The sequence below is a fragment of the Acinetobacter pullicarnis genome (genome assembly GCF_006352475.1).
Taxonomy (GTDB): domain Bacteria; phylum Pseudomonadota; class Gammaproteobacteria; order Pseudomonadales; family Moraxellaceae; genus Acinetobacter; species Acinetobacter pullicarnis.
This window is the reverse complement of record NZ_VCMZ01000001.1, coordinates 3606736-3631861: the sequence shown is the minus strand read 5'-3', so window position 1 is coordinate 3631861 and position 25126 is coordinate 3606736. Positions and strand designations below refer to the sequence as shown.

Genomic DNA, 25126 nt, shown 5'->3' with positions numbered 1-25126 from the left:
CTATTAAGACTAAAACAGTATCAGTTTTAATAATAACTTCAGGGAAAAACTCAATCAGTTTAAGTTGGGTTAAGTTTATTTGCACCATATAGACTAAATTGGTTTTCATCACTGGTTAATAGATGCAACAACTTTGGATGCAGAAATAATTTCTCTTTACCAACAGTAATTTCTTTCAGTACTCCTAACTCAACTAATTTCTTTAGATAGGTAGATGCAGCTTGTCTTTTGGCTATATCTTTTTCTACCAGATTAGCTATACGGCAATAGGGTTGTTCAAAAATAACATCGACCAACTCCCTTGAGTAAATTTTTTCAGCATGTTTTTTGATGTATTCGATGCTATGTTCATGCAGTTGTCGTATTGCTTTGATTTTGGCAATAGTCCATTCACTAGTATTTTTCACTGCTTGCAGCATGAATAGAATCCATTCTTGCCAATTCCCTTGTGTGGTAACGCTCAATAGCAATTCGTAGTATCTAGCTTTGTTCTGGATGATAAAACGACTCAGATAGAGAATCGGCAATGTAAGTAACTGACGATCCATCAAATACAGAATATTAAGAATTCTTCCTGTACGTCCATTACCATCAACAAAAGGGTGTATCGCTTCAAATTGATAGTGAGCAATCGCCATCTTGATCAAAGGATCTATATCCTGATTGTAATGTAGGAATTGATCTAAGTTAGATAGTAGGTTACGGATAGTTTCTTGTCCGACTGGTGGTGTGTAAATTACTACTCCAGTGTAGCTATTCTTTAATGCTGTGCCAGTGGTTGCTCTTATATCTAAGTCCACGCCTTTAATCATCTGGCATATCTCGATAGCAGTACTGGTATTTAAAGGGCGTTCCTGAATGGATTGTACACCTTGATATAATGCCGTCCGGTATCTAAGAGCTTCTTTAGTGGCATGATCTGCTTGATCATCATGGCCTTGTGCGTGTTGAAATAGTTTGTCTGTAGTTGTGACAATATTCTCAATTTCCGAACTGTCCTTTGCTTCTAACAATGGAATGATATTGATCAGGATGGTTTGGTTCGGGATCAATTCGCCCGCCTGTTTTAATTCAGCCAATGCTGATCTAGCTTCAATACATAGCTTGAGTACCACTTTGGTCTCTACATCCTGCTCAGGTGGCAATGAAGGTAGATTATTGTAGGGTTCAGTTGCTTGCCATTGAGCCATTGTATTCATTCCGATATTTATTGTTATGTCGATAAAAATAAAAAAGTCGACATGACATGTACGATATGTCGATAGCATAAACATGATTAGGGTGTCATGTCGATAAAAATTAGAAAAATCGACATGACTTCTAATATGTGTCGATAGCATAAACATGATTAAGAGCTAATGTTTACTTAACTTAATTATGAATGGTAATTACTCTATGTGAGTGCTTTGTGTTTGAGAAAATTGAGGGAAAGACTGCCAATTAAACTTCTGGAATTGGCTACTGAAAATTATGCAATATGGAATCTTACTTAAAATTTTGCTGATTAATAATTCTAAATAATGTTATTTTTATTTTAAAACGATGTGATTAATAGGTAATTTAAAAATTGAATTTTAATCAAACATATATTAAATTCAAATTCTTAAAATGTATTTGATTTTATTGTTATGGAAAATAAAAGACTTTTTGAATTATTAAGGCTACGAGTTCCACACTCATATGCATCGTTGTCATTTGATGAACGTGGAAAGATGACCTTTTTCAAGGAGTCTGTTGATGTGTTAGAAAACTTTTCCAACTTTTTTGAGGACATTCGTAGCCACAGAAATCCTGTACTTGAGAAGTTTTTAAATACGAGTAACGAGGGGCGTGAGTTCGATCAAGATACATATTTGTATTTTAGTAAGTTGGTATCTAACACAACTATTTTACCCGACTGTGGATATAAGTTTAGACAATGGACGACCTCTACTAAACTGATGGAATGTATTAGAAATATACAGAATGCAAGTGAATATTTTTTACACTTAGATGAGAATGATCCTTATGCCCATTTATCCCCAAATTTGCAAAAACTTTTCCATGGATGGGGTGATAAAACATTCCCTACAAAGCAAATAGCAGCTTTAAAAAAAGAGATTAAAGATAATCAGACAAGTATTGACTGGAATGTGGGAGCTGAAAGTAGAACAAGTTCTTTTGAGCATAACTATTTATGCATGGATTTTGATTCCCTTATTTCACAAAATTTGGAATTGAATGTTCTGTGTCTGGATATAAATCTAAAAAACTCATTTAATAGTCCAGAACATGAATTTATCCGAATCAATTTAGGGTACATCACTAAAATTCAGATGTACTTAAATCGGTTTCCTGATTTTTTGAATGGATTATTTAAGTGGGAAAGTGATCATCAGCATGGCTTGAATTTGCATTGTATTTTGTTTTTTAAGGGTAAAAAGAAGCTTAGCTCGAAAAAAATAATTGAAAAGCTCACCGATAGTATCAGTCGAGACAAGTTTGATTCAGGCGTCGCAATCACCAATTGGCTAAACCTGTCAAAGCAAATTACCAAGCACGATTTTACAAAAATTTCATATCACCAAACAGAGCATATACACCAGTTTAAGTATTGGATTCTGGGCTACTACGCATACATTGATTACATCATAAAGCTGGATTACCGAAACAATGCGGGTAATATCCCTCTTAATGGGGAGTTTTTAAGGCTTGATGAATTTGTATATTACGACCCATTACTAGCATATCAGAGCAATATTGAGCAGTGGAAAAAACGAATAGAAGGCAAAAATCCAGAAAAAATTTGGCAATATAAAGATTTACCAACAGCTGCTATTGAACGAATTGAGATAGCACAGTTGATGTATGAAGAATATGCCTGCATTGATAATAACTTTAAAGGACTAGCCGAAGTCGGTGTGCGATTAGAAATTTTTATTGAAAATGTACTGGTTTCATTTGGTAGCTTTTTCGATTTCCCTAGGCAGTTTAATGAGTCAAATTCATTAACCGAAGATGAATGGACAAGTTCGATTACAACATGCTGCCGGCAATATTTTAGTTTGATTGATGAATTTCAGGCAGTGCAACAACTCTTAGATTACAGTCAAAATTTTGCTTTAAGTCCTCATATGAATGTGGAAAATTTTGGTATAAGAGGTTTCTTTTTCAAGAACAAAATGGACGATAAGTTCGATCTTAATATAACTAAAATTTTTGAGTTGAATAGGACGATTGCCGCTTTAAGAGATAGATATATTGGAGATTCAGTTCATTATGGAAGACTAAAAAACAGGATTAGTTCCAAATATTTAGAGATGAATAAAAGAACGGCAATTGAGGGACAATATAAAACTTGTGCTAGACGTTATGCGACAGCTATCGATTATCTAAATGCTATTTTAGTTCAAGATGCTGTGGTCTATAGAATCCAATTTAGATTAGATGTAAAAGCATGGGGGGCTATCTCACAAGAAGAATTTTCTAAGCTTTTCACAAGTTTCATCCGTTTTGGTAAAAGAGCCCGACCGCTATCAAAATGTGTAGGTTATCTGGGATGTTGGAGCCTTAATATCCAGAATAAAAGTATTGCTGATGTTTTGTTTTTCTTTCCTCGAACTAAGCTTATGAATATCGATGGCACTGCAACTTCAATAATTGATTATTGGCATAAGTTCTTAACAACTCATTTTGAGGGTAAGTCAAAAAAAGATCCTCAGAATGTGTATAGCGATACGGAATCTATAGCTGTATTTTCATCACAACGAGAATTTAACTCAAAATTCGTAGTATTTGATGTTAGAGACAGAAAAAAGCAAAATTTGTTCAAACAAACAGTCATCAAATATTTAGCTTACAATGAGATTTTCCAACCAAAACCAGCAGTCCCAATCAGGAAGGTGTTGATCAAGGGTTCAACTGCTAATGTTGAAAAAGGTAATAACCCCAAAAATTAACTTTAGCTTCAATCTGTTAGGTTAATTCATGTGTTCTAAGCCCAGTCGGTCTAATCGATTCACTGTTAAGTCGTAGATGGAGCTTAGCGGGTTATTAAAGTTATTATATCTAATATTAATTATATACTTATCAATATCTTATTTTATTATTGATTGATTCTTTACTCATATATATGGGTAAGCAAGTAAAAGATTACAGACATGGCTGTGATATGAATCCTAACATGATGAGTATCACAACATGAATTTGACTACAGTGATTTGGAATGAATCTAATCTTTGTACTGCGATTGAAGATTTTGTTTATGACGCCTGTTTTGAACAGATGAATGAACAACAATTCAAACAGTTACTCAGTATATTATATGAAGCCTTTCAGCGCTTCTATTCAGCACAGCTTCACTATGTTGAATCCATCCAATACTTTATTCAATGTAAGCAATGGATTGATTACTTTCTGAATGGTCAACCTGCATCACAGATCTTAAATTTTAATACTCAGCAAGTTCAAACCCTATGCTGTGTACTCTATCAATATCAAAATGATTATTGGAATGAGTATGCTCGTTTTATCCAACAAGAACAGCAGAATCGAAATTCACTGTATCAGTATCTGACTAAACTCATTACCCATTATTCTGAACTTTTATTTGTTCGTGTTGATTTGGGTTATCTTAAAGAACAACAGGTGTATATCAGTATTCAAGATGTTCAAGAGCATATGGATATTTTAAGAAATCGTATAGCAAATCAAGATGGCTGTTTCATGGGGTTGAGAGGATATGCATGGGCATTAGAGCAGGGTGCAAATAAAGGCTATCATTGCCACTTATTGCTAATCTATGATCCATCGAAACGTTTGAGTGACTGGTATCTCGCTGATCAAGTTGGAAAATTATGGCAAAGCATTACAGGTAATCTGGGATGGTACTTTAATTGTAATACTACGGAACATAAGCAGCAGTTTAAGCAACTTAATCGATTAGGTGTAGGACATATCCAGTGCAATGTTGAATTGGAAGTAAGCAATGCTTTGAATGCGGCCATGTATCTGGTCAATCCTGAAAAATATGCACAGCATTTACGGGCTATGTTGCCTCGAATGCGCAGCTTTGGTACGGGCCAATTTGAAGTGCATTGGCGTAGAGGTGTAGCCCAAACCTTGCAGCAATGTGGATTCTAGATTAGATCACCATTAAAAAGTTACGGCACTCCTAAGTCTATGAAATAAATAGCTTAGGATGTGTTTACCATGACGACTTACAATGAGTCTCAAACATTTTGTGAAATTGAAAACTTTATTCAAGCAATCTTAGCCAATCAAATCAGTGTTGAACAATTCAAACAGCAGATCGTTCCCTTGATTAAGAAATCCAGACGATTCTTTGTAGATGGGAATAATTATATCGCTGCGATTATTGTGTTTAAGCATCTTGAGCAGATCATCTTTAAAGCCAATGCGTTTAAGTTCTATGATTCTATTCAAGACTTACCTGATCATGTGGTGGACGGTTTTATCAAATACGTACAAGATCAAGCTGGGTTGATTGAAGCGGATTATCAATATGATCAGAACGAGTATAAGAAACAGATGAAAAAGGCTGAATGCTTCTTATCAGAATGTATACAACAACAAGATCAATTGATCATCTTTCCCATTTGTTTAGGGATTCAACCTGAAGCGCTATCAGTGATTCGTTTATATGATCTTGATCTCTACCTGAGTGCTTTTCTAAAGTTAATTCGCTCCAGAGATACCGAGCTGTTTCGTTCAATTCATTCGGTGCTGTGGCAGATCAAACATGATCCAGAGCAGGGCTACTATGTTCAGTTATTCTGTATTTATGCTGGACAGGCACAAGCTGTCATTCTAACGGATCATGCACGTAGAATCGGTGAACAATGGTTGGAGATCACTAATGGCTATGGTGCTATTTCATTTAAAGAGCACGAGTTGAAAGGGATCTCGGTCAATTGTTTGGATGACAAACAGATTCAACGTGCTTTGCAAGCTGTAAAAAACCGTTTAAACAGCCATGCCAATAATCATTACTTAAGAGTGACAAGGCATCGTAGAAAGACCTTTGATTGTCAGCGTATCGGCCTAAGTTTGGTTTAAAGACAATGGAACATGTTGTTCTAACATGTATCGATGGGTGGTCTTATGGGAATAAACTTATTCCCATAAACACTGAAGCGAAAACAAAGCCGCTTCATTCATGCCTAAAAATTATAGGTATAAGTCAATCCGCTGTTGGTGGTGATGGTCACCTCACGCACATTTTCAGCAGGACAGCCAAGATAAACTTGGGCTACTGAGCCATAGCGCATATTTTGATAATCATAAAACCCTTTGGTTCTACAATTGCCGCGATTGATTGAAACACCTGTTAAGGTGGTGGGATCATCGTTCAGTGACATGATATTGAGTTTATCCACATAGCCTGTCATGGAATATTGCGATTGATCACGGCGGACACGCACTTCAAACTGTTCTTGGATCGGTTGTTCCTGTGACAGTTCTGTCATTTGCTCAGCATCGGCGCCATTTTCTAAAAAGGATTTATCAACCATAAAATCATCTTCGGGTGGATTGGATGTCTCAGGCTGATCAGAAGTGCTATTTTCAGCAGAGGCTGTATTTTGCTCTGGCGTGCCTGCTGGGTCTACTACTTTTACCTCTGCTGTAGTTTGAGCTTCTTTGGATGGACTACATGCGGTTAAGCCTAGTAGCAATACACTGGATAAAAAAAGAGAGGGAATAAAATTCATTAGAAGTACCTGTTCTTCATCGAATAATTTGATCTACAGAGGCGAAGCCCAAATCTGTATATTTAATTGTTAGGTCAATTACTTGCTTGATTTAATAAAATTGGGAATCACTCACCGATCTTTTTAAATACATTCTCGATAGGCGTGTAATTATCCAAAGTAAAATCAAAGTTCATGGGCTTTTTTAATGGGACATCAAATTTCTTTAATCGAGCATTTTCGATACCGTTGAAATGCTTGCGTTGAAAAGACATCGTACTCGGTTCAAGAATTGCGATAGGCTCATGTGCTGAACCAGTTTGAGTATGGTTTGCTTGATAAATGATTAAGCTATCCAAGGCCAATTTATTCTGATTAAAGTTAAAAATGTAACCGACATATTTTTGTCCAGCAGCTGTAATAATCTTTTGGGCTAACTCTGGGGTGGATGGTGCGGTGAAATTGACGATAAGATCAGATGCGAAATTCATATCTTCAAAATGTAACTGTTTCGAATCAGCATCATAGTAAATAAAGTTATCAATCGGGCCACTTGGTCGATCATTGGGTGTATAGCTGCTGGGCATGAACAGACTTTGTGAAGAAGTGGCATTTAAACTGATTTCTAAAAGTTTCAAGTCATAATTCAGATTGGCATTTTTATTATCCAGTTCATTTTGAAGCGTCTGAATACGTTGTTGATATTGTTCTGTACTTTCAAATTGATCTTTTTGAGGTGGAAGCACCTGCATGGTCGATCTTATATAATTGATCGCTGTGTCATGTGCTGCACGAAAGGAATAATGATCACCCAAAGCAAAGGTGAATGCAGGAAACTGTTGACCTGTATGCCCGATCACCAGAACTTGATTATTTTTTAAAGCCAGAGTATTTCTTAATTCATTGAGAACCGTCTGGAAATTCACGCAATTTGCACAATACTCAGCCACATCTGAATTTTCAAAAAACATCTGTAACCCAGATATCGTTTCATATGGCGGATAAAAAGAAAAATACCCCTCATCTTTGATTAATTCCTGAAAGTCTTTTGCTGTTTTTGTCAGAGGAGTGGTGATTTTATTTCGAGCGATAATCAAAGGGGAAGCAGCAAATTGTGCAGGGGCAGCATCATTCAATGACATTTTTTCAATACTTTGAGTCAGTTCTTCGTTCTTTGTATCATTTTGTGGTTTTGAACAGCCGACCAAAGTGAGACTGGTCAGCAGTGCAATTGCAATGTATTTCATCCTCTTATTTCCCCATCCAATATTTTAAAGTTTTTAAAATGAATTATGAAATTGACTGTAATTTCAAACATATTTATTTGGCTGTCACAGGCTCTAGGTGCGGTTGGTGAGCACAATAAGGACAAGCCAATTAAGCTGCATGCTAAGTTTCATGATTTTTATCCAACACAAAGCAGCCCCTGAATTAAAAATGCAGTGGTTGATCAGTGTGGTGAAATCAATCAGTACACAGAATTTAAATAAAATGTTGGAATCGGGATGAAATGTCGAAGTTGAGAAGTAGGTATAAATGAAGCGAGTGCAGGGGATGCACACAAATTGAATAGCGTCATGATTGATGACTCCTTAGGTATTTAAGAAGTTCTACCGCATCACTGCTAAATAATGGTGGCAGAACGAAAAGGGGTTAGCAGACTGAACCTAAGAATCAGCACACCCGAAGGTGTCCCCCTCCCGTTCTACCGCAGAGGGAGCACGAGGGTACACACCAAAAGATGAAATCTTTTAGTGTACTTAGGAAACGGTCTGCTAAAACCGACTGGCAATGTAGGCCAGCCCTTGCATCATAATCGCTGATAAAAATCAGGTCAATTGATCCCTGTATCCAATCATTAAAATTGATTTAAAAAAGCATCAAGTAAAATCACATTCTAAAAAAATACAGATACATATCATCTGAATGAGAAGCATGTGGCTCTTTCAAAACAGCCCTATGCAATAACCCGATTTACGTTTTGCCTGCTTTCCCCCAAAGCAGGCTTTTTTATTTCACTCATTTTTATTACAGGAATTAGTCAGATGAGTTTGCCATGTCCTTATTGTCAGTCCCGAGACACGGTACTGCTGGAATCTCCACAACACTTCGTCATCAACAGCAATTCACCTTCAGCGCAAAACAATGTGATGTCACCTTTGGCATTGGCGACGTTGGGCATCAGTGTTTCTAAAAGTTTAAATATTCCCCCGATTGCAGGTGCCCTCGTCGGGGTGCTGATCGGTGGCATTTGGATGTTGATGACGGAGGATGAAGTCCAAAACAGCTCACATCCTGTCTATACCCGACATTATTACTGTAATGACTGTGACCGCGATTTTAGTCCGAGCATCCGTAACTAATTTTTAAATGAATTTATCCAATTACCTTTTACAGCAATTCAACTTTTACAGGAATTAAAATCATGGCTCATTTAATTGAAAACATGGCGTATGTCGGTGAAACCCCTTGGCATGGCTTAGGTAATCCACTGACGCAAAATCAACCGATAGAAGTCTGGGCACAGCAGGCAGGCATGAACTGGCGCATTGAATCCTCTGATGTCAGTTATATGGCTAAAAATGATCGTGGGCAAAGCATTATCATGCCCTATGAAGAACAGCGCGTACTCTATCGCTCTGATACCCATGCACCATTATCCGTCGTCAGCCAGCGTTATCAGGAAGTCCAACCCAAACAGATTTTAGAGTTTTATCGCGATTTGACCGAACAATCTGGCTTTGAACTGGAAACCGCGGGTGTACTCAAAGGTGGGAAGAAATTCTGGGCATTAGCCAAAACTGGACAGACTTCTGCTTTAAAAGGCAAAGATGTCAGCAATGGCTATATTCTCTTAGCCACTGCCTGCGATGGCACTCTCGCCACCACAGCACAATTCACTTCCATTCGTGTGGTCTGTAACAACACCTTAGCGATTGCTCTGAAAGGTCAGAACTCAAGTGCAGGTGTGGTCAAAGTGCCACACAGTACCAAGTTCGATGCAGAAAAAATTAAGCAGCAACTCGGTATATCCGTGCGTGCATGGGATGAACACATATATGAAATGAAACAACTGAGTCAGCGTAAAGTGACGCAGACCGAAGCAGCCGCTTATTTTGATGCCGTGTTTAACAATACCAGTCTCAGCCCAATAGAACAGGATGAAGGCATTATTCAGTTCTACCGCAATGTCGCCACACAAGCCAACTCAGCCACTAAAGCTGAAAACAAGGCTGAACCGAATGGACGTGCCATGTCTAAAGTCATGACCATGTTTAACGGGCATGGCCGTGGTGCAGAACTGAGTTCAGCCAAAGATACGGCTTATGGTTTGCTGTGCTCAATTACAGAGTTCTGCGACCATGAACGTCGTGCAATGAGTCAGGATCATCGTTTGGATTCAGCATGGTTCGGGGCTGGGGCAGGTTTAAAACAACGTGGACTCGAACAAGCGTTAAGGATGCTGAATTGAGCTTGAGCGCTCTGTACCATACAAGTCACCGCTCAAGTTGGCATACAAGCTGATCTATCCATCCATACTCACAACATATCTGGATTATCCCATTAAAAGCTGTGTCTTCGGACACAGCTTTTTTATGCCCAAATTTTAATAAAATACAGGAAAACAGAATATGAATACTGCGATTTCAAATTCAGTCATAGCAAAGAATCAAACACCTATTCAACCTTTTATTGCTCCTAAATTATTTACCGCGAAACGTTTTGTCGATACCCGAAACTTAACTCAATCCGAATGGTTGGAAGTTCGGAGAAAAGGCATTGGCAGCAGTGACTGTGCTGCTGCTTGTGGACTGAATCCGTATATGTCGATGTTAGAGTTGTGGATGATCAAGACAGGGCGGATTCAACAAAACATTGAAGAGGACAGTGAAGGCCATGCACCTTTATATTGGGGCAAACGGCTTGAGCCTTTAGTTGCAGAATTCTATAGCATGCATACTCAGCATAAAGTCCGACGCGTGAATGCCGTGTTACAACACCGTGATCCAGACAAGCATTTTATGTTGGCCAACTTAGATTACTCCGTTGTGGGCAATGCTGAAGTACAAATACTGGAGTGTAAAACCGCAGGGGAGTATGGTGCCAAGCTGTGGCGCGATGGTGTGCCTTTATATGTACTTTGCCAAGTGCAACATCAATTGGCTGTGACAGGTAAGAAAGCCGCACATATCTGTGTTTTGCTGTGTGGACATGAAACACGCATTTTTAAAGTCATGCGTTCTGAGTCAGTGATCCAGCATATCGTCAATGCCGAGCGTTACTTCTGGGAATGCGTGGAAAAGGATACCCCACCTGAAGCAGATGCCAGCGAATCGGCAGCTAAAGCCTTACAGCTTCTGTATCCAGAACATGTACCACTCAGTACGACAGACTTATCTGGAGATGAGCAAGCCAATCAACAGTTTGAACAACTGATCCGAGTACGTAATCAAGTTGAAAAGCATCAGGAGCAATTTGACTTAATCAAACATCAGTTGCAGGCCAAGATGCACGAAGCTGAAAGAGCCACTTTTAAAGCAGGTTCAGTGACGTGGAAAAAGTCCAAAGATTCGGTCAGCTTAGACAGTAAGGCCTTACTCAAGCAGTATCCTGAATATTTAAATCAGTTTCCACAAGCCAAGCAAGGGACACGGCGTTTTCAGATTTATGCTAACGGTGGATAAGTCCATTTTTATCCGTACAAGCATCACGCTAAATACCAACAAGCAAGCTCATATCAGCCCATGCCCACAGCATGGGCTTTTTTATGCCTATTCAATTTATACAAAGAGGAAAATCAACATGATCAAAGGTCTAGCGATTACACCGCCAATACTTGGACGAATCAGTATCGGCAAGATGGTGGAAAAGAATGGTAAACGTGTCCCTGAAAAGGATGACCAGTTTACCTTGACCTCTCAAATCCAAAATAAAGAGGGTTGGGTAAAACATCCACTCGATGAACAACTTCGAGCCAAAGCACCCAATCAAAAACTCCGTTCAATCCCAGTCCGTATGATCTTTAATGATCCTGAACTTAATTTACGTGCTGAGTACAGCTTATTTGATCGTCAGACAGGTCGGCCTGTTTGCGTGGGTAATGGTGAAACTTGCCAACGACTGACCAATCAAGGGGTTGAACATCATCCCTGTCCATCGCCAGACTTATGTCCTTTGGCACAAGGTGGACTGTGTAAGCCTTATGGGCGTTTGTATGTGAATTTGGATGAGTCGGATGAACTGGGCACATTCATATTTAGAACCACAGGCTTTAATAGCATTCGAACTTTGGCCGCTCGGCTCAGTTATTACCATGCAGCATCCAATGGCTTGCTGTCCTGTCTTCCCTTACAACTAACGCTTCGAGGGAAATCAACCACACAAAGCTATCGAACACCTGTGTATTACGTGGATTTAACGCTACGGGATGGCGTTCATTTACAAGAAGCCATTCAAACTGCCAAGGAGATTGATCAGAAGAGTAAGGCAGCAGGTTTTAATCAACTGGCTTTGGATCAGATGGCACGGCAGGGTTATGCAAATGCGAGGTTTGAAGTGAATGGGGAGGAGGGTTTGGATCTGGTAGAGGAATTTTATAGCAATCAAGATTCTGAAGCTGAATCGGTACAGCCTGAAATCACGGCTCGAAATAAAGTAAAGCCTAAGTTTAACCAGATGGAAGTGAGTGCACAGGAGATTCAGCATGGATTGCAGGGGAGCGTGAGGGCAGTGAATTGATATTTAAGCGAAAGTTAAATTTTTACAGACATCCCGATTATTTGAGCAGTAACGCTCGCATCAATGATTAGGAGTAAACATCATGAATGCGTTCACAGGTCAAACCTTTCAGATGAATCAAATTGTTAATATTAAAGATGTCATTCAATTCACCAGTATTAGTCGTGCGAAGATTTATGAAATGATTAATGTCGGCTCAAAATATTATGATCCAACTTTTCCAAAACCAGTACGTCTAAGTGAATCACGTATTGGTTGGGTGGCTTTGGAAGTTCATCAATGGATTGAAGCTAAAATACAAAGTCGATAAGCGTGGGAGCGAAAGCTCCCTTATTTTCTGTAAATGGTTATACTTTATAAAAATAGTTTAAAATCATTTTCTTAATTTTATCAATTATTCTATTTTTTAGATTTTGAGAGACATATGGATTTAAAATCAGTACATAGCATTTTTACCGATAGAATTTTAAGAATACCTTCTTATCAGAGAGGTTACTCTTGGGCTAATGATGCTGAAATTAAAGAACGTAAAGATCTAGTAAAAACTAAAGGCCAATTGATGGATCTTTGGAATGATATTCAAAATATTCCTAATGATAAATGGCATTATACTGGATTACTAACGTTAGCTGAACATACGAGTCCAGATTACAAAGAGTGGTTACCTAGAAAAGCACAATATTCGATAGTTGATGGCCAACAGCGAATTACTTCGATTCTGATTTTAATTACCGTGTTGGTTAAATACTCGAAACAATTTGAGTATGAGTTCGGGGATCGTGATGGAGATACGGAATTTCATTATCTTTATATTTCTAAAGGTACTAGAAAAGCATATATTTTTGGTTATGATCAAGATAACCCAAGTGATAAATATTTCAGAAAACATATACTTAATCTTGATGAAATTGAAGGAGATAGTAAAGAAAGTATTTATACTGAAAACCTGATTAAAGCACGGAAGTTTTTTGAAAAAGTTGTTGGGTTTTATCTAGAGGATGCTTCCAATAAGGTAGAAGCATTGCAATTTCTGTTTGATAAGGTAACAACAGGATTGAGGCTTAATGAATATATTTTACCTAATGAGTTGGATGAGTATGTAGTTTTTGAAACTATGAATAATAGGGGGAAACCTTTATCTCAACTTGAGAAATTGAAGAACAGACTTATGTATCTTATCGATAAAATGAGTTTAAGTCTTGAGGATAAAAATGAACTTATAAAATCAGTGAATACAGCATGGATTACTATTTATCAATCATTAGGGGCTGAAAAGGGTACACCTTTAGATGATGATGATTTTATCAAAGCACATTGGATCATGTATTTTGGGCAATATGATCGGTCAGAGTCTAATGTTTATGTCCAACATTTATTTAATCATTTTTTTACGATTGAACGTGTATATGTAAATGAATTACAAGCCTTAGATATTCAGAAATACGTTAAATCTTTGCAAAAAAGCTCAGTTTATTGGAATCAAATACATCATCCTAAATATTTTGAAGATGCTGACGATAATGTACGTATTAAAATTTTAGGATTACATCGTGTTGGATTTAGAGCCGCATTTAAACCTTTAGTATTGGCGATTTTACATAATACAGATAAATTAAATTTACTTGATATTTGTACACATCTAGAAAAATTTGCTTTTAAAGTTTTTCATGCTGCTGATAGGCAGTCAAATACAGGAGATAGTAAGCTTTACCGATTGTCTGCATTAGTTTATAGAGGGGAAATTGGTTCTCAGACAATTTGTGATTCAATTGATACTTACACAAAAGAATATTATAGCTTTACTAAATTTAAAAACTTGATTGAATATCTTGTTGAAGAGAAGAAAGGTTTCTATAAGTGGGGTGGCTTAAAATATATATTTTTTGAGTATGATCAGTTTTTAAGAACTAAAAATAAAGTATCTGCTGTAAGTTCACAGTTAATTTGGAAAGATTTTAAAAGTAGAGATTCGATTGAGCATATTTATCCACAAAGTGCTTTTCAGAGTTTAGAAACCTTTTGTAATGGTGATGATTCATCAGAACGTAAAAGTGCATATGATGAGTTACAACTTAATTGGCATGAGTTTAGTATTTTCACTGAAGGTGAAAGAAAGCGTTTATGTAATAGTCTAGGTAATTTATTAGCGATTACTCATTGAACCGTACCGGGTTTGTCGGAGACTTTTTTATTTAAGTTAGGCCACCTGACCTAACGGATTAATCTTATCATAGTACATTGCTTCAAACTCAAAAGGCGATACATAACCCAGTGCACTGTGTACACGCTTTTTGTTGAACCAATCTACCCAATTTAATGTCGCAAGTTGTACATCCGCTAAACCTTGCCAATCTGCTTTTAAATATTCAATCACCTCTGTTTTGTATAAGCCATTCACCGTTTCAGCCAAAGCATTATCGTATGAATCACCTGTCGTACCGACTGATGCTCGTAAATTTGCTGCTTCTAAACGATTGGTATAGCGAATAGAAAGATATTGAACACCTCTATCGGAATGATGAATTACATTCTTTGGCATGCCTCGATCGTGCAATGCTTGCTCCAATGCATCGAGCACCATATCTGTATTCATCCGTGTAGATACTTTCCATCCAACAATTGCTCGCGAGAACACATCAATAATAAATGCAGTGTAGACCCAGCCAGAATTGGTTTGAATATACGTAAAGTCACTGACCCATAATTGGTCAGGTCGATCAGCACTAAAATTCCGTTTCACTAAATCATCTGCTCGTTTTTGATCATCTCGGCTGCGGGTAGTTTGTTTGTTCTTACCACGCCAAACACCTTGTATATCTAGCTTCTGCATCAATCGAGCAACTGTACAACGTGCAATAACATAGCCTTCACGTTTCAATTTTTGCCAGACTTTACGTACACCATATCGACCTGAACTTTCTTTCCAAATACGTTTGATTTGTTCTGCATGATGTAAATCATGCTGAGCACGTTTCGCTCGATGTTCTGGGTTATCAACGAGATCTAAAGCCCGATAATAGGTCGAAGCTGCAATCGGTAAAATTCTACAAATCGCTTCAACACCATATCGATCTTTATTGTTATGGATAAAATCCACCATTATTTGTGTGGGCGGTCGAGCTCCGCCTGGGCGAAAAAAGCGGCTGCTTTACGTAGAATTTCATTGGCACGTTTTAATTCTTTAATTTCACGTTCCATTTGCTTCATTTTTTCTTGGTCAGATATCTGTTGTACTTTGGCAGGATTTAGTTGATCCATATGCTTTAAATACCAAACACGCAATGTTTCAGGAGTACAACCAATCTTAGGTGCAATAGCTGTGATTGCTGCCCAAGTAGAAGGATAATCTTTTTCAGATTCAATTAGTAATTGAACCGCTCTTTCTCTAATTTCGGGGGTATAGTTTGGTTTTTTCATCGGAATAGTCTCTCAGAATATTGACCCTCCGACAAACCCGGTACGGTTCACATTCAGATAATTCGAGTATGCAGAATGATCCTTTTATATATAAAGTAGATCAATCTGAAAAAGGTGCCCAATATCGTAATCGAGGTTATCGATATGATTCTTTAAGTGCTCAAATCGTTGCAAATGAATCTACTTGGAGTCCTGATCATGTTAAAAATCGTGGTTTAAAAATTTTAGATTTCATATTGTTAAAATTAGATGAAGATCAAAATAAGCTCTCAATAGAAGAAAAGGTTGCACTACTTGGATTAAATTTCTTAAGTCAGAACTTAGAACAGTTGTGTGAGGCTAATAATGTCGAATATCAATAAAGCTCAACAAGAAGCTCTAAATACTTTAGATGGCCCTGTTCTTATTATTGCAGGCCCTGGCTCTGGCAAGACTTATACCTTAGTTGAGCGTATCGTCAAGCTGATTCAAGTCAAAGGTGTGCAGCCTGAGTCAATTTTGGTCGTAACCTTTACTGAGAAGGCTGCAAGAGAGTTAACGACACGTATTTCAAATAGGTTGCTTGAACTAAAGATAGACTTAAATTTGAATGAAATGTATTTGGGTACGTTTCATTCAATTTGTTTGAGAATATTAGAAGAGAATCAGCAGTACACACGCTTAAAGCGTAGCTTTACTTTGTACGATCAGTTTGATCAGCAGTTTCTTTTATTTAAAAAAATGAAAGAATTTGCAGAGATTGAAAACTTTCATTTGTTAATCAAAGAAGAGCAGTCGCGTTGGAATCAGGCAAGTGAACTTTTAATGTTGCTCAATAAAGTGACAGAAGAAGCTTTAACCTCCGAAGAGTTAAAAGAAGCACCTGATATTGAAGTTACAATATTAGGTGAATGTTTAGAAAAATATCATAAATTATTAGAAGAAAATAATGCGCTTGATTTTTCAACGATTCAATACGAGACATTAACGTTATTAGGAAATCAGCCAACTGTCGTATTGGAGCTACAGCAAAAGCTTAAGTACTTGATGGTGGATGAATATCAAGATACCAATACCATCCAAGAACGTATTTTAAAGTTATTGATGGGCGAGGCTCAAAACTTATGCGTTGTTGGGGATGATGACCAAGGCCTCTATCGTTTTCGTGGGGCAACAATTCGGAATATTTTAGAATTTCCTGAGAACTTTGATGAACATAAATGTAAGCAAATTCAGCTCACAACGAATTACCGTTCTCATCCTGATATTGTGAACTTCTTTGGCCAATGGATGCAAAGGTTAGAATGGGGTTCAGGCGTTAATCGTTTTCGTTATGATAAGAACATACGCGCTAGAGAAGATGACTTCCCTGAAGTTCCGTCAGTAATTAAAGTAGTAGCAGAAGGCCGTGAAGATTGGTACGAAGAAAATTATCAGTTTCTATTATCTTTAAAAAGTGATGGTTTAACGGATTGGAATCAGGTCGCCTTCTTATTTAGATCAGTACAAAGTGATCGGGCAGTTGGCCTCGCTAACTATTTAGAAGAAAAAGGCATACCTGTTTATTCTCCACGTTCAAATCAATTTTTTGACCGTGAAGAAATTAAATTACTCATAGGCCTGTTTATTTTTTTATTCCCGCAGTATTTCAATATCCGTAAATGGAATGAGAATCTTAAGCTTGCCATTTGGGACTACTATGATCAGCAATGTATTCCTTCAATTAAAGAGGAATTACAGAAACCTGAAAATCAAGATTTATTAAAGTGGGCACAGGAACGAGCTCGCACACATTATCAACTTGTTGAAAATACAGATTATGCTTTTACAGCCTTGTTTTATCAGGCGTTGCAATTTCCATTATTTAGTAAGTACTTTTCAGATGAGGCGTTGAATGGTTTAGATAAAGGTCGTGCTGCTCGGAACTTATCTAAATTTTCATCTCTGTTGGCTAAGTTTGAGCATCTTCACTACGTTACGGTTATATCTCGTGAATTTGTGGACAAGAATCTGACAGATCTATTTAACCAGTATTTTAGATTCTTGAAAGATGGTGGTATAGGGGAATATGAAGATGACTCTGAATATGCACCAAGTGGTTGTGTATCATTCCTGACGATTCACCAATCTAAAGGGTTGGAATATCCAGTCGTTGTTACTTGTAGTTTAGAAGGCGTTCCAAGAAAAAGTCACGATAACCTAGATGAAATTTTAGAAAATAATTACTTCAGCAAGCCACCTTATGAGCCGTTTGAATTGATCAAAAACTTTGACTTTTGGCGCTTGTATTACACGGCGTTTTCTCGTGCTCAGAATTTACTGGTACTTTCAGCAGAAGTAAAAAAAGGTGCAGGTAGTTCACCGTCTAAGTATTTTAGACCAGTTGTTGATGGCTTAGTCAATTGGAGGCATCCTGAATTAGATTTATCGAAGATCGAATTTGCTCAAGTGAAAGAAATGAACTTAAAGCGTGAATATGCTTTTACCTCACATATTCTATTATTCGAAGCATGTCCTGAGCAATATCGATTCTTTAAAGAACTTGAGTTTCATCCAGTTCGAGCGGGTGCGCAGATCTTCGGTACTTTAGTTCATCAAACCATTGAGGATATTCATAAAGCGGTGTTGCGTAATGATGGCCATTTGGTGAGTCATGAACAAATACAAAATTGGCTGAATACCAATTATATTTATTTGTCTAAGAAAGAACGACAGTTCTTGGCGCCGAATACCTTAAAGGCGATTGAAAGACATGTTGTAAATTACTTCGATCGTGAAAAGAGACAGCTTGATCGTTTGCAAGAAGCTGAAGTTGAAATTTCATTGGTGAAAGATCAGTACATTTTAAAAGGGAGTATTGATTTAATCCGTGGTGAAAATGGTACGGTAGAAATTATTGACTTTAAGTCAGAACGTAAACCTGATTTAGAGAAAGAAAAAACGAGATTTGAAACGTACCAACGTCAGCTTCAGCTGTATGCGCATTTATTAGAAGAGAAAACAGGACAAACCGTAAGTAGAATGCATCTTTACTATACGGGTGAAACAGAAGGTTCGCCTTATGTGAGTTTTGATAAGAGAAGTGATCAGATCGAACAGACTGTTAAACAGTTTGATCAAGTTGTGTCTCGTATTGAAGCGAAAGATTATGGGATGAGTTGCAGACCTGATAAGCTGTGCCCCAACTGTGATATGCGCTTTTACTGTGATCGTAAAAATTGGAATTTTGTGAAGGAAAGTCTTTAAATGACGACTGAAAATAACACTTTAGATTTGCCTGAAGAACACTCTCAAGAGGGTGTAATTAAGTTTGAGCCAATTAAAGGCTACCCGATGTTGAATTGGAAAGGGAAACGTCCTTTTACTTCAACTCGTTATTACCCAGCACAATTAAAAGAACAACATGGTGAAGCGGTTAATGGTTGGCTCAATAAGATTTTTTGGGGCGATAACCTTCAAGTCATGTCACATTTGCTACGTGAGTTTCGTGGCAAAGTAGACTTGATTTATATTGACCCACCGTTTGACTCAAAAGCAGATTATAAGAAAAAAGTAAGTTTAAGAGGTGCAGAAGCAGAGAATGATCAAAGTGCATTTGAAGAAAAGCAGTACACGGATATTTGGGCAAATGATGAATATCTACAATTTATGAGAGACAGGATTATTCTACTAAGAGAGCTTCTCTCGCCTAAAGGATCGATATATTTACATTGTGATAATAAAGCATCGCATCTATTAAGATGTATTCTAGACGAAGTATTTGGTAGTGAAAATTTTCTTAATGAAATTATTTGGTGTTATAAAGAAAGAGAAACATCAAAACGTAACTTTAACCATAAACATGACACAATATTTTTATCTCTGTACACGACAAAAATAGATAACTCATTGAAATAATGTCATAATAATTGTTTTCTAACGACGAATACTATGACACATCTCAATGAGTTATATCTTATCTTAAACAAATATCTAAAATGGAACAAGTCACATTTAAAGTGCTTTGCGCTCATCATGCTTGTGATTATTTTAAAGCAAACATGTAATCTTTCTTCTGCATCTAAAGCCTTGCCCATCAAGTGCTTACCACAATCATTTTATCGACGTATGCAGCGCTTCTTTGCAGGTCAGTATTTTGATTATCGTCAAATTTCTCAGTTGATTTTCAATATGTTTTCATTCGACCAAGTGCAACTGACTTTAGATAGAACCAATTGGAAATGGGGAAAACGAAATATTAATATCCTGATGCTCGCAATCGTTTATCGTGGAATAGCGATACCTATCCTTTGGACATTGCTTAATAAACGTGGAAATTCAGATACGAAAGAGCGTATTGCTTTGATTCAACGCTTTATAGCCATTTTTGGTAAAGACCGTATTGTGAATGTGTTCGCAGACAGAGAGTTTATCGGTGAGCAGTGGTTTACATGGTTAATTGAACAAGACATCAACTTCTGCATTCGTGTTAAAAAAACTTCATTGTCACCAATCATTTAGGAAAGAATCATAAAATTAGTGATTTATTTCGCCATCTTAAAGTTGGTCAAATTGAATGTCGTAAACGACGGATTTTGGTTGGTCGGGTGAAACTATATATAAGTGCACTACAGTTAGAAAATGGAGAGCTTTTACTCGTCGTTTCTCCTCAGTTTAATGCCAATGCTATTCAGGATTATGCATTACGCTGGGAAATTGAAACCTTATTCAGTTGTCTCAAAGGACGCGGGTTTAATCTTGAAAATACGCGCTTGACAGACCCTAGACGAGTGAAAAAATTGATTGCGGTGTTAGCTATAAGCTTCTGTTGGTGTTACTTAACGGGTGAATGGCAACATGATCAAAAAAAAGTGATAAAAATAAAGAAGCATGGACGACTCTCAATGAGTTTATTTCGCTATGGTTTAGACTATGTTCAAATGGCGATTCAGCGTTTAATTGGTTTTGGGAAAAAAGAAGAGTTTAAGGAAATTTTGGCAATTTTAAGAAGGCAGAACCCTGATAGGATAAGGGTTCTGTGAAATTTGTCGTGTACAGAGTATTTTTATATAATAAGAACAAGAATAGTGATTATATTTTTAATTATGCCGAAATTGTGGAAACTTATTCTCCTGTAACTTTAAAGAAATTTAAATATCTTGATGAAGATGGAAGAAAATATCGATTACGTGGAAAAGATGGAACAAATGACCCTAAAGAGGAAAATGAAAATACTTATAGACAATATTTAGATCAACAAACTGGCCCTTTGGCTCGAGATTGGTTTGAGTTGGCTTTTGTAAATCAAGCGTCAGACGAAAGGTTAGGTTATCCAACTCAAAAACCAGAAAAATTATTAGAAAAGTTTATTAAAGTTTCATCTAACCCTAATAGTATAATATTTGATTGTTTCATGGGGTCGGGTACAACACAATCTGTTGCTATGAAGCTAGGTCGACGTTTTATTGGAGCTGATATTAATTTAGGATCAATTCAAACCACGACTAAGCGTTTGATTAAAGTTGCTGAAGAACTTAAAGGTATTCAGCTTTTAGAGGAAGAAAAAGAATTTTATACTGGTTTTGAAGTCTATAATGTTAATCACTACGATGTGTTCCGTAACCCTGTTCAAGCGAAAGAACTACTTATTCAAGCCTTAGATATTCAGCCTATTCCTAACAGTGTTTACGATGGCGAAAAAGATGGCCGTATGGTCAAACTCATGCCAGTGAACCATATTGCAACCAAAGCAGATGTAGCCGATCTTATCCATAACGTGGATTATAAAGCTTTTGAAAAACGTAAAGAAGAAAAGCCAAATCAGCCAGTCGAAAAAATTACAATCTTCTGTATGGGACATGAACCTGATTTAGCTGCATTTGTGGAGCAGTCGATAGGCTATAAGCTTGATATCGAAGTTGTAGATATTCTACGTGATCGTTCCGATCTTCAATTTAAACGTGACTCTGAAGCTTTATTCAAAGTTGAAGGTGCGATTTTAGTTGTAGATAAATTCTATCCTTTGAACCTGCTACAAAAACTTTCACAAACCAAAGAATCGGTTTCTGACTGGCGTGAAATGGTTGAAAGTATCATGATCGACTGGAATTATGACGGTGCTGTATTCCAACCGACACTAACGGATATTCCCGCTAAAAATGAACTGGTACAAGGCCAATATACGATTCCTGAAGATGCAGGTACGATTCGTATTAAAATTACAGATCTCCTTTCAGAGTCACTAGAGCGTGATTTGACAGAAGAGGAGTTTGCAAATGGCTAAAAAACCTAACTCTTCATCAGCCTTAGACTTTGCCTTCTTTAATTACTTGTGGGCATTTTACGAAACCAATAAAGGTACTATTCGTAAAAGCTACAAAGAACTGAGTAAAAAGTTTTTAGATTATAACGATCCTAAAAATCGTCCTGACGCATTTTTACGTCGGCCACAGTTTGAAGCCCTAGAGACATATATCTTTTTGAAAGAGTTTTTAGGGAATTCAAAAGTAGAGCAGATTTTTGAAGATTGGTTTGAGTCAAAAAATCAATTTGAAGGTCGAAAGGCAACAGGCTTTACAGAAGATGATTCATTACAAGGCAGTTTATTGCTCGGTGATGTTATTGAATTACAAAACTATAAAGTTGTTCTGAAAAAAATGAAGGATAACAGCCGAAGTTATCCGAACTATATTTTTGCTTTAACCATGGGTACGGGTAAAACCCTACTCATGGCAACATGTATCTTTTATGAATTTTTATTGGCAAACAAATTTCCTAAAGATAAAAGATTCTGCCAAAACGCACTCATTTTTGCACCTGATAAAACAGTTTTGCAGTCTTTGCGTGAGATTGAATCATTTGATATTTCCAAGGTGGTTCCAAATGAGTACGTGGGTATTTTTGATGCGAACTTGAAGTTTCACTTCCTTGATGAAGCTGGAACATCATTAAGCACAATGGATGGATCAAAATTTAACTTAGTCGTTTCGAATACTCAAAAGATTATTCTTAAACGTCAGCATGCTGAGAAGACAGCAACTCAAAAACTATTTGAAAATGATCAGCCTAATTTTGGTGAACTGACGGAGTTGCTTGGTGATTTAGGTCTACCAGCTAATGAAGATGATCTAAAGACAAACCAACGTTTTGAAAAGTTATCACGTTTACCTCAACTTGGTATTTTTGTAGACGAGGCACATCACTCATTCGGCCAAGCCTTGAAAAGAGACATGATGGGTGGTACGACAAAGACGGATAATAGTTTACGTAGAACTATTGATGAGCTTGCAAAGAGTTTGAATGAAGCTGGCACACATGTAGTTGCTTGTTTTAACTATACAGGTACGCCTTATGTAGGTAAGGATGTATTACCTGAAGTTGTATATGCATTTAATTTAAAGAATGCGATTCAAGAGCGTTATTTGAAAAGCCCAGAAGTAAATTCGTATACGACTACACGTACAGAAGAGTTTGTGAAGATCGCGGTAAAAGATTTCTTGGATGCTACACAAGGACTTAAACCTGAAGGCTTATTACCTAAACTTGCTTTTTTTTCTTCGACTGTAGAAGAGCTTATTGAGGAGCTAAAACCTGAGTTAGAGCGACAGTTAGCTGAACATGGTATTTCATCTGATAAAATTTTAGTAAACGTTGGTGATACATCTCATACAAGCTCTGATGATATTCGAAACTTCAATAATTTAGATGTGGCTGGAACAGAAGGATCTGAAAAGCAATTCATTTTATTGGTGAATAAAGGCCGTGAAGGGTGGAACTGTCGTTCATTATTCGGCGTTGCAATGTACCGTTCACCTAAATCCAAAGTTTTTGTTTTACAAGCGACTATGCGCTGTTTGCGTTCAATTGGTAAACAGCAATATACGGGTTCAATTTATTTAAGCAAAGAAAACTACGATATTCTTGATACTGAACTTCAGGCCAATTTCAGAATGACTGCTTCTGAGTTTTCAGATCAAGGTCCTAAACCTAAGAAAATGCTAAATGTTCAAGTGAGGGAAGATGTAAAAATCAAACTCAAACACGTTAAGCAAACGATTAAGCTTAAAGAAAAAGAATTTGTTAAAGGCGCTTCACTTGATCTCGATCCGACCAATGAAGATGCTTGGCATGAGCTTACAGGTAAATATTTAATCATCCAAACTACGACGACTAATCTTCAAGCTAATGACTTCAACACCGCTCAATATACAAAGTCTAAAGATCGTACGAGTGAGAAAGAAAAGGTTGAATATACAAGTTTAAGTTTAGTTGCTGAGATATCTCGATATTTAAATTTGAGCCCAATTAAAATTGAACAGATGTTGGATCAAACGAAAGAAGGTTTAGAAAGTATTTTATTCTGTGTAAACCAGTTCAATGAGCTTTTGTATGATGTTGTGATCCCTCGACTATTTACAGCATTGTACGAACAAGAAATTGAGTCAGAAACGATAGAGAAAGAAGTACAGTTGATTATTCCACCAGCAATAGGTGAATTATCTTTCTATGAAATTGCCGAAGGTAAAGGTGGAACCTCAGCTTATGCGGATACACAAGAAAATTATAGAGATAAGAGCTTTAATTTAGATACTTATACATTTGACTCAAATCCTGAATATGCTTTGTTTTGGGATTTGTTGAAAGATGATGAGGTTGAAAAAATCTACTTTACAGGCATGTTTACAGATAAATCTAAAACTGAATTTTACTTCCAGTACATTGATCCTGACTCATATGCATTGAGAAATTATTACCCCGATTTCTTAGTACAGTTGAAAAATGGTCAGTACATTATTGTAGAAGTAAAAGGTGATCATCAATATGATGATCCTATTGTTTTAGCCAAAGCTAAGGCAGCTAAAGAGTATGCAAGCCATAGTCAGATTGAATACAAAATGATTAAGGGAACTGATGCCAATGCGCATATTTATCAGCAGTTACTTGGGCGAACAGTATTACCTAGTAATGTAAATTTAATTCAATAAAATGGAAAGGGTATCATAGATTTCTTTATGATACCTTTTACAGGGTATTTGAATATGAGTCATTTGTCGTAAAACTTTGGTCCAGCAGACATTACTTCATCTTTTTACTATCGCAAAGCGTTAGATTGACTGTTGGGCTTACACAGTTGTGGGCGACAAGATAGATTTTTTAAAAGGACGTCAGACTGTTTGGGTAGTTTAACGTCCCGCTGTTCTAATATTCTATTGAGATCAATAAAATTGAAACGAGTTCTAATGTTTTACAATATAAATAACTTGGATTGATTCTTTTGAAAGTAGTAATTCTCAATATTAAAGAATTTATTATCTTCAGATAAT

General features: G+C 37.0%; 19 protein-coding genes and 1 other annotated feature. Of the genes, 15 read left to right on the top strand and 4 right to left on the bottom strand.

Features of this window, described 5'->3' with window-relative positions:
- Window positions 1–59 precede the first annotated feature (59 nt).
- Window positions 60–1190 carry a protein adenylyltransferase Fic gene (gene fic, locus FD716_RS16275; protein ID WP_139853282.1) on the bottom strand — a complete coding sequence of 377 codons (1131 nt, stop codon included), beginning with the start codon at window positions 1188–1190 and terminating at the stop codon, window positions 60–62.
- A gap of 438 nt (window positions 1191–1628) precedes the next feature.
- Between fic and FD716_RS16270 the strand changes: the two genes are divergently transcribed.
- The 3 genes from FD716_RS16270 to FD716_RS16260 all read left to right on the top strand — a co-directional run bounded on the left by FD716_RS16270 (window position 1629) and on the right by FD716_RS16260 (window position 6057).
- Window positions 1629–3938: a hypothetical protein gene (locus FD716_RS16270; RefSeq protein WP_139853281.1), complete on the top strand. Its 2310-nt coding sequence runs from the start codon at window positions 1629–1631 to the stop codon at window positions 3936–3938.
- Between the two features lie 241 nt (window positions 3939–4179).
- Window positions 4180–5121 carry a YagK/YfjJ domain-containing protein gene (locus tag FD716_RS16265; RefSeq protein WP_139853280.1) on the top strand — a complete coding sequence of 314 codons (942 nt, stop codon included), beginning with the start codon at window positions 4180–4182 and terminating at the stop codon, window positions 5119–5121.
- Between the two features lie 69 nt (window positions 5122–5190).
- Complete coding sequence (locus FD716_RS16260; protein ID WP_139853279.1) at window positions 5191–6057, top strand: hypothetical protein; 867 nt, start codon at window positions 5191–5193, stop codon at window positions 6055–6057.
- A 104-nt stretch (window positions 6058–6161) separates the two neighbouring features.
- On the opposite strand, the gene FD716_RS16255 is transcribed toward FD716_RS16260, so the two are convergent.
- Together FD716_RS16255 and FD716_RS16250 are read right to left on the bottom strand one after the other, a co-directional pair.
- Window positions 6162–6710, bottom strand: a complete 549-nt coding sequence (locus tag FD716_RS16255) for a hypothetical protein (protein WP_139853278.1) — start codon at window positions 6708–6710, stop codon at window positions 6162–6164.
- 107 nt (window positions 6711–6817) lie between these two features.
- Window positions 6818–7936 (bottom strand): hypothetical protein, encoded by a 1119-nt coding sequence (locus FD716_RS16250; protein WP_139853277.1) that lies wholly within the window; start codon window positions 7934–7936, stop codon window positions 6818–6820.
- 798 nt (window positions 7937–8734) lie between these two features.
- Here FD716_RS16250 and FD716_RS16240 point away from each other — a divergent pair.
- The 6 genes from FD716_RS16240 (at window position 8735) to FD716_RS16215 (ending at window position 14589) form a co-directional block, all read left to right on the top strand.
- Complete coding sequence (locus tag FD716_RS16240) at window positions 8735–9052, top strand: hypothetical protein (RefSeq protein WP_139853276.1); 318 nt, start codon at window positions 8735–8737, stop codon at window positions 9050–9052.
- Between the two features lie 62 nt (window positions 9053–9114).
- Window positions 9115–10161, top strand: coding sequence for a DUF932 domain-containing protein (locus tag FD716_RS16235; protein WP_139853275.1), 1047 nt, complete (start codon window positions 9115–9117; stop codon window positions 10159–10161).
- 160 nt (window positions 10162–10321) lie between these two features.
- The gene (locus FD716_RS16230) at window positions 10322–11374 is read left to right on the top strand and encodes a YqaJ viral recombinase family nuclease (protein WP_139853274.1); all 1053 of its coding nucleotides are present in this window, start codon (window positions 10322–10324) and stop codon (window positions 11372–11374) included.
- Window positions 11375–11492: 118 nt separating this feature from the next.
- Window positions 11493–12428, top strand: coding sequence for a recombination directionality factor (locus FD716_RS16225; protein ID WP_139853273.1), 936 nt, complete (start codon window positions 11493–11495; stop codon window positions 12426–12428).
- Between the two features lie 82 nt (window positions 12429–12510).
- Complete coding sequence (locus FD716_RS16220; RefSeq protein WP_139853272.1) at window positions 12511–12738, top strand: helix-turn-helix transcriptional regulator; 228 nt, start codon at window positions 12511–12513, stop codon at window positions 12736–12738.
- A gap of 114 nt (window positions 12739–12852) precedes the next feature.
- The gene (locus tag FD716_RS16215) at window positions 12853–14589 is read left to right on the top strand and encodes a DUF262 domain-containing protein (RefSeq protein WP_228714966.1); all 1737 of its coding nucleotides are present in this window, start codon (window positions 12853–12855) and stop codon (window positions 14587–14589) included.
- Between the two features lie 36 nt (window positions 14590–14625).
- Here the strand turns inward: FD716_RS16215 and FD716_RS16210 are convergent.
- Window positions 14626–15845, bottom strand: a protein-coding gene (locus tag FD716_RS16210) for an IS3 family transposase (protein WP_125269079.1) whose coding sequence is annotated in 2 segments (ribosomal slippage) — window positions 14626–15569 and window positions 15569–15845 — 1221 coding nt in all. Because the reading frame shifts where the segments join, the coding sequence is not laid out codon by codon here.
- Window positions 15454–15570, bottom strand: a sequence feature (AL1L pseudoknot). (Overlaps the previous gene by 117 nt.)
- Before the next feature lie 68 nt (window positions 15846–15913).
- Here FD716_RS16210 and FD716_RS16200 point away from each other — a divergent pair.
- From FD716_RS16200 to FD716_RS16170, 6 genes are all read left to right on the top strand, one after another.
- On the top strand, window positions 15914–16207 hold the full coding sequence (locus tag FD716_RS16200) for a hypothetical protein (protein ID WP_228714965.1): 294 nt from the start codon (window positions 15914–15916) through the stop codon (window positions 16205–16207).
- Entirely contained in the window at window positions 16191–19070 is a 2880-nt protein-coding gene (locus FD716_RS16195; protein ID WP_139853271.1) for an ATP-dependent helicase, read from the top strand. Before FD716_RS16200 ends, FD716_RS16195 begins: the two co-directional genes overlap by 17 nt.
- Window positions 19071–19721: a DNA methyltransferase gene (locus FD716_RS16190; RefSeq protein ID WP_228714964.1), complete on the top strand. Its 651-nt coding sequence runs from the start codon at window positions 19071–19073 to the stop codon at window positions 19719–19721.
- A 33-nt stretch (window positions 19722–19754) separates the two neighbouring features.
- Window positions 19755–20845 (top strand): IS4-like element ISAba1 family transposase gene (locus FD716_RS16185; protein ID WP_088631513.1). Its coding sequence is split into 2 segments (ribosomal slippage): window positions 19755–20295 and window positions 20295–20845, totalling 1092 coding nucleotides; the frame shifts between segments, so codons are not numbered across the junction.
- Entirely contained in the window at window positions 20842–22086 is a 1245-nt protein-coding gene (locus tag FD716_RS16175; protein ID WP_228714963.1) for a site-specific DNA-methyltransferase, read from the top strand. The genes FD716_RS16185 and FD716_RS16175 overlap by 4 nt, the downstream gene beginning before the upstream one ends.
- A complete protein-coding gene (locus tag FD716_RS16170) occupies window positions 22079–24787 on the top strand; it encodes a TnsA endonuclease N-terminal domain-containing protein (protein ID WP_139853270.1) in 2709 nt (902 codons plus the stop codon). The genes FD716_RS16175 and FD716_RS16170 overlap by 8 nt, the downstream gene beginning before the upstream one ends.
- Window positions 24788–25126: the final 339 nt, after the last annotated feature.

Coding starts and splice junctions, on each gene's coding strand:
- fic (WP_139853282.1), bottom strand. CDS start 1,190: ATGGCTCAATGGCAAGCAACTGAACCCTACAATAATCTACCTTCATTG.
- FD716_RS16270 (WP_139853281.1), top strand. CDS start 1,629: ATGGAAAATAAAAGACTTTTTGAATTATTAAGGCTACGAGTTCCACAC.
- FD716_RS16265 (WP_139853280.1), top strand. CDS start 4,180: ATGAATTTGACTACAGTGATTTGGAATGAATCTAATCTTTGTACTGCG.
- FD716_RS16260 (WP_139853279.1), top strand. CDS start 5,191: ATGACGACTTACAATGAGTCTCAAACATTTTGTGAAATTGAAAACTTT.
- FD716_RS16255 (WP_139853278.1), bottom strand. CDS start 6,710: ATGAATTTTATTCCCTCTCTTTTTTTATCCAGTGTATTGCTACTAGGC.
- FD716_RS16250 (WP_139853277.1), bottom strand. CDS start 7,936: ATGAAATACATTGCAATTGCACTGCTGACCAGTCTCACTTTGGTCGGC.
- FD716_RS16240 (WP_139853276.1), top strand. CDS start 8,735: ATGAGTTTGCCATGTCCTTATTGTCAGTCCCGAGACACGGTACTGCTG.
- FD716_RS16235 (WP_139853275.1), top strand. CDS start 9,115: ATGGCTCATTTAATTGAAAACATGGCGTATGTCGGTGAAACCCCTTGG.
- FD716_RS16230 (WP_139853274.1), top strand. CDS start 10,322: ATGAATACTGCGATTTCAAATTCAGTCATAGCAAAGAATCAAACACCT.
- FD716_RS16225 (WP_139853273.1), top strand. CDS start 11,493: ATGATCAAAGGTCTAGCGATTACACCGCCAATACTTGGACGAATCAGT.
- FD716_RS16220 (WP_139853272.1), top strand. CDS start 12,511: ATGAATGCGTTCACAGGTCAAACCTTTCAGATGAATCAAATTGTTAAT.
- FD716_RS16215 (WP_228714966.1), top strand. CDS start 12,853: ATGGATTTAAAATCAGTACATAGCATTTTTACCGATAGAATTTTAAGA.
- FD716_RS16200 (WP_228714965.1), top strand. CDS start 15,914: ATGCAGAATGATCCTTTTATATATAAAGTAGATCAATCTGAAAAAGGT.
- FD716_RS16195 (WP_139853271.1), top strand. CDS start 16,191: ATGTCGAATATCAATAAAGCTCAACAAGAAGCTCTAAATACTTTAGAT.
- FD716_RS16190 (WP_228714964.1), top strand. CDS start 19,071: ATGACGACTGAAAATAACACTTTAGATTTGCCTGAAGAACACTCTCAA.
- FD716_RS16170 (WP_139853270.1), top strand. CDS start 22,079: ATGGCTAAAAAACCTAACTCTTCATCAGCCTTAGACTTTGCCTTCTTT.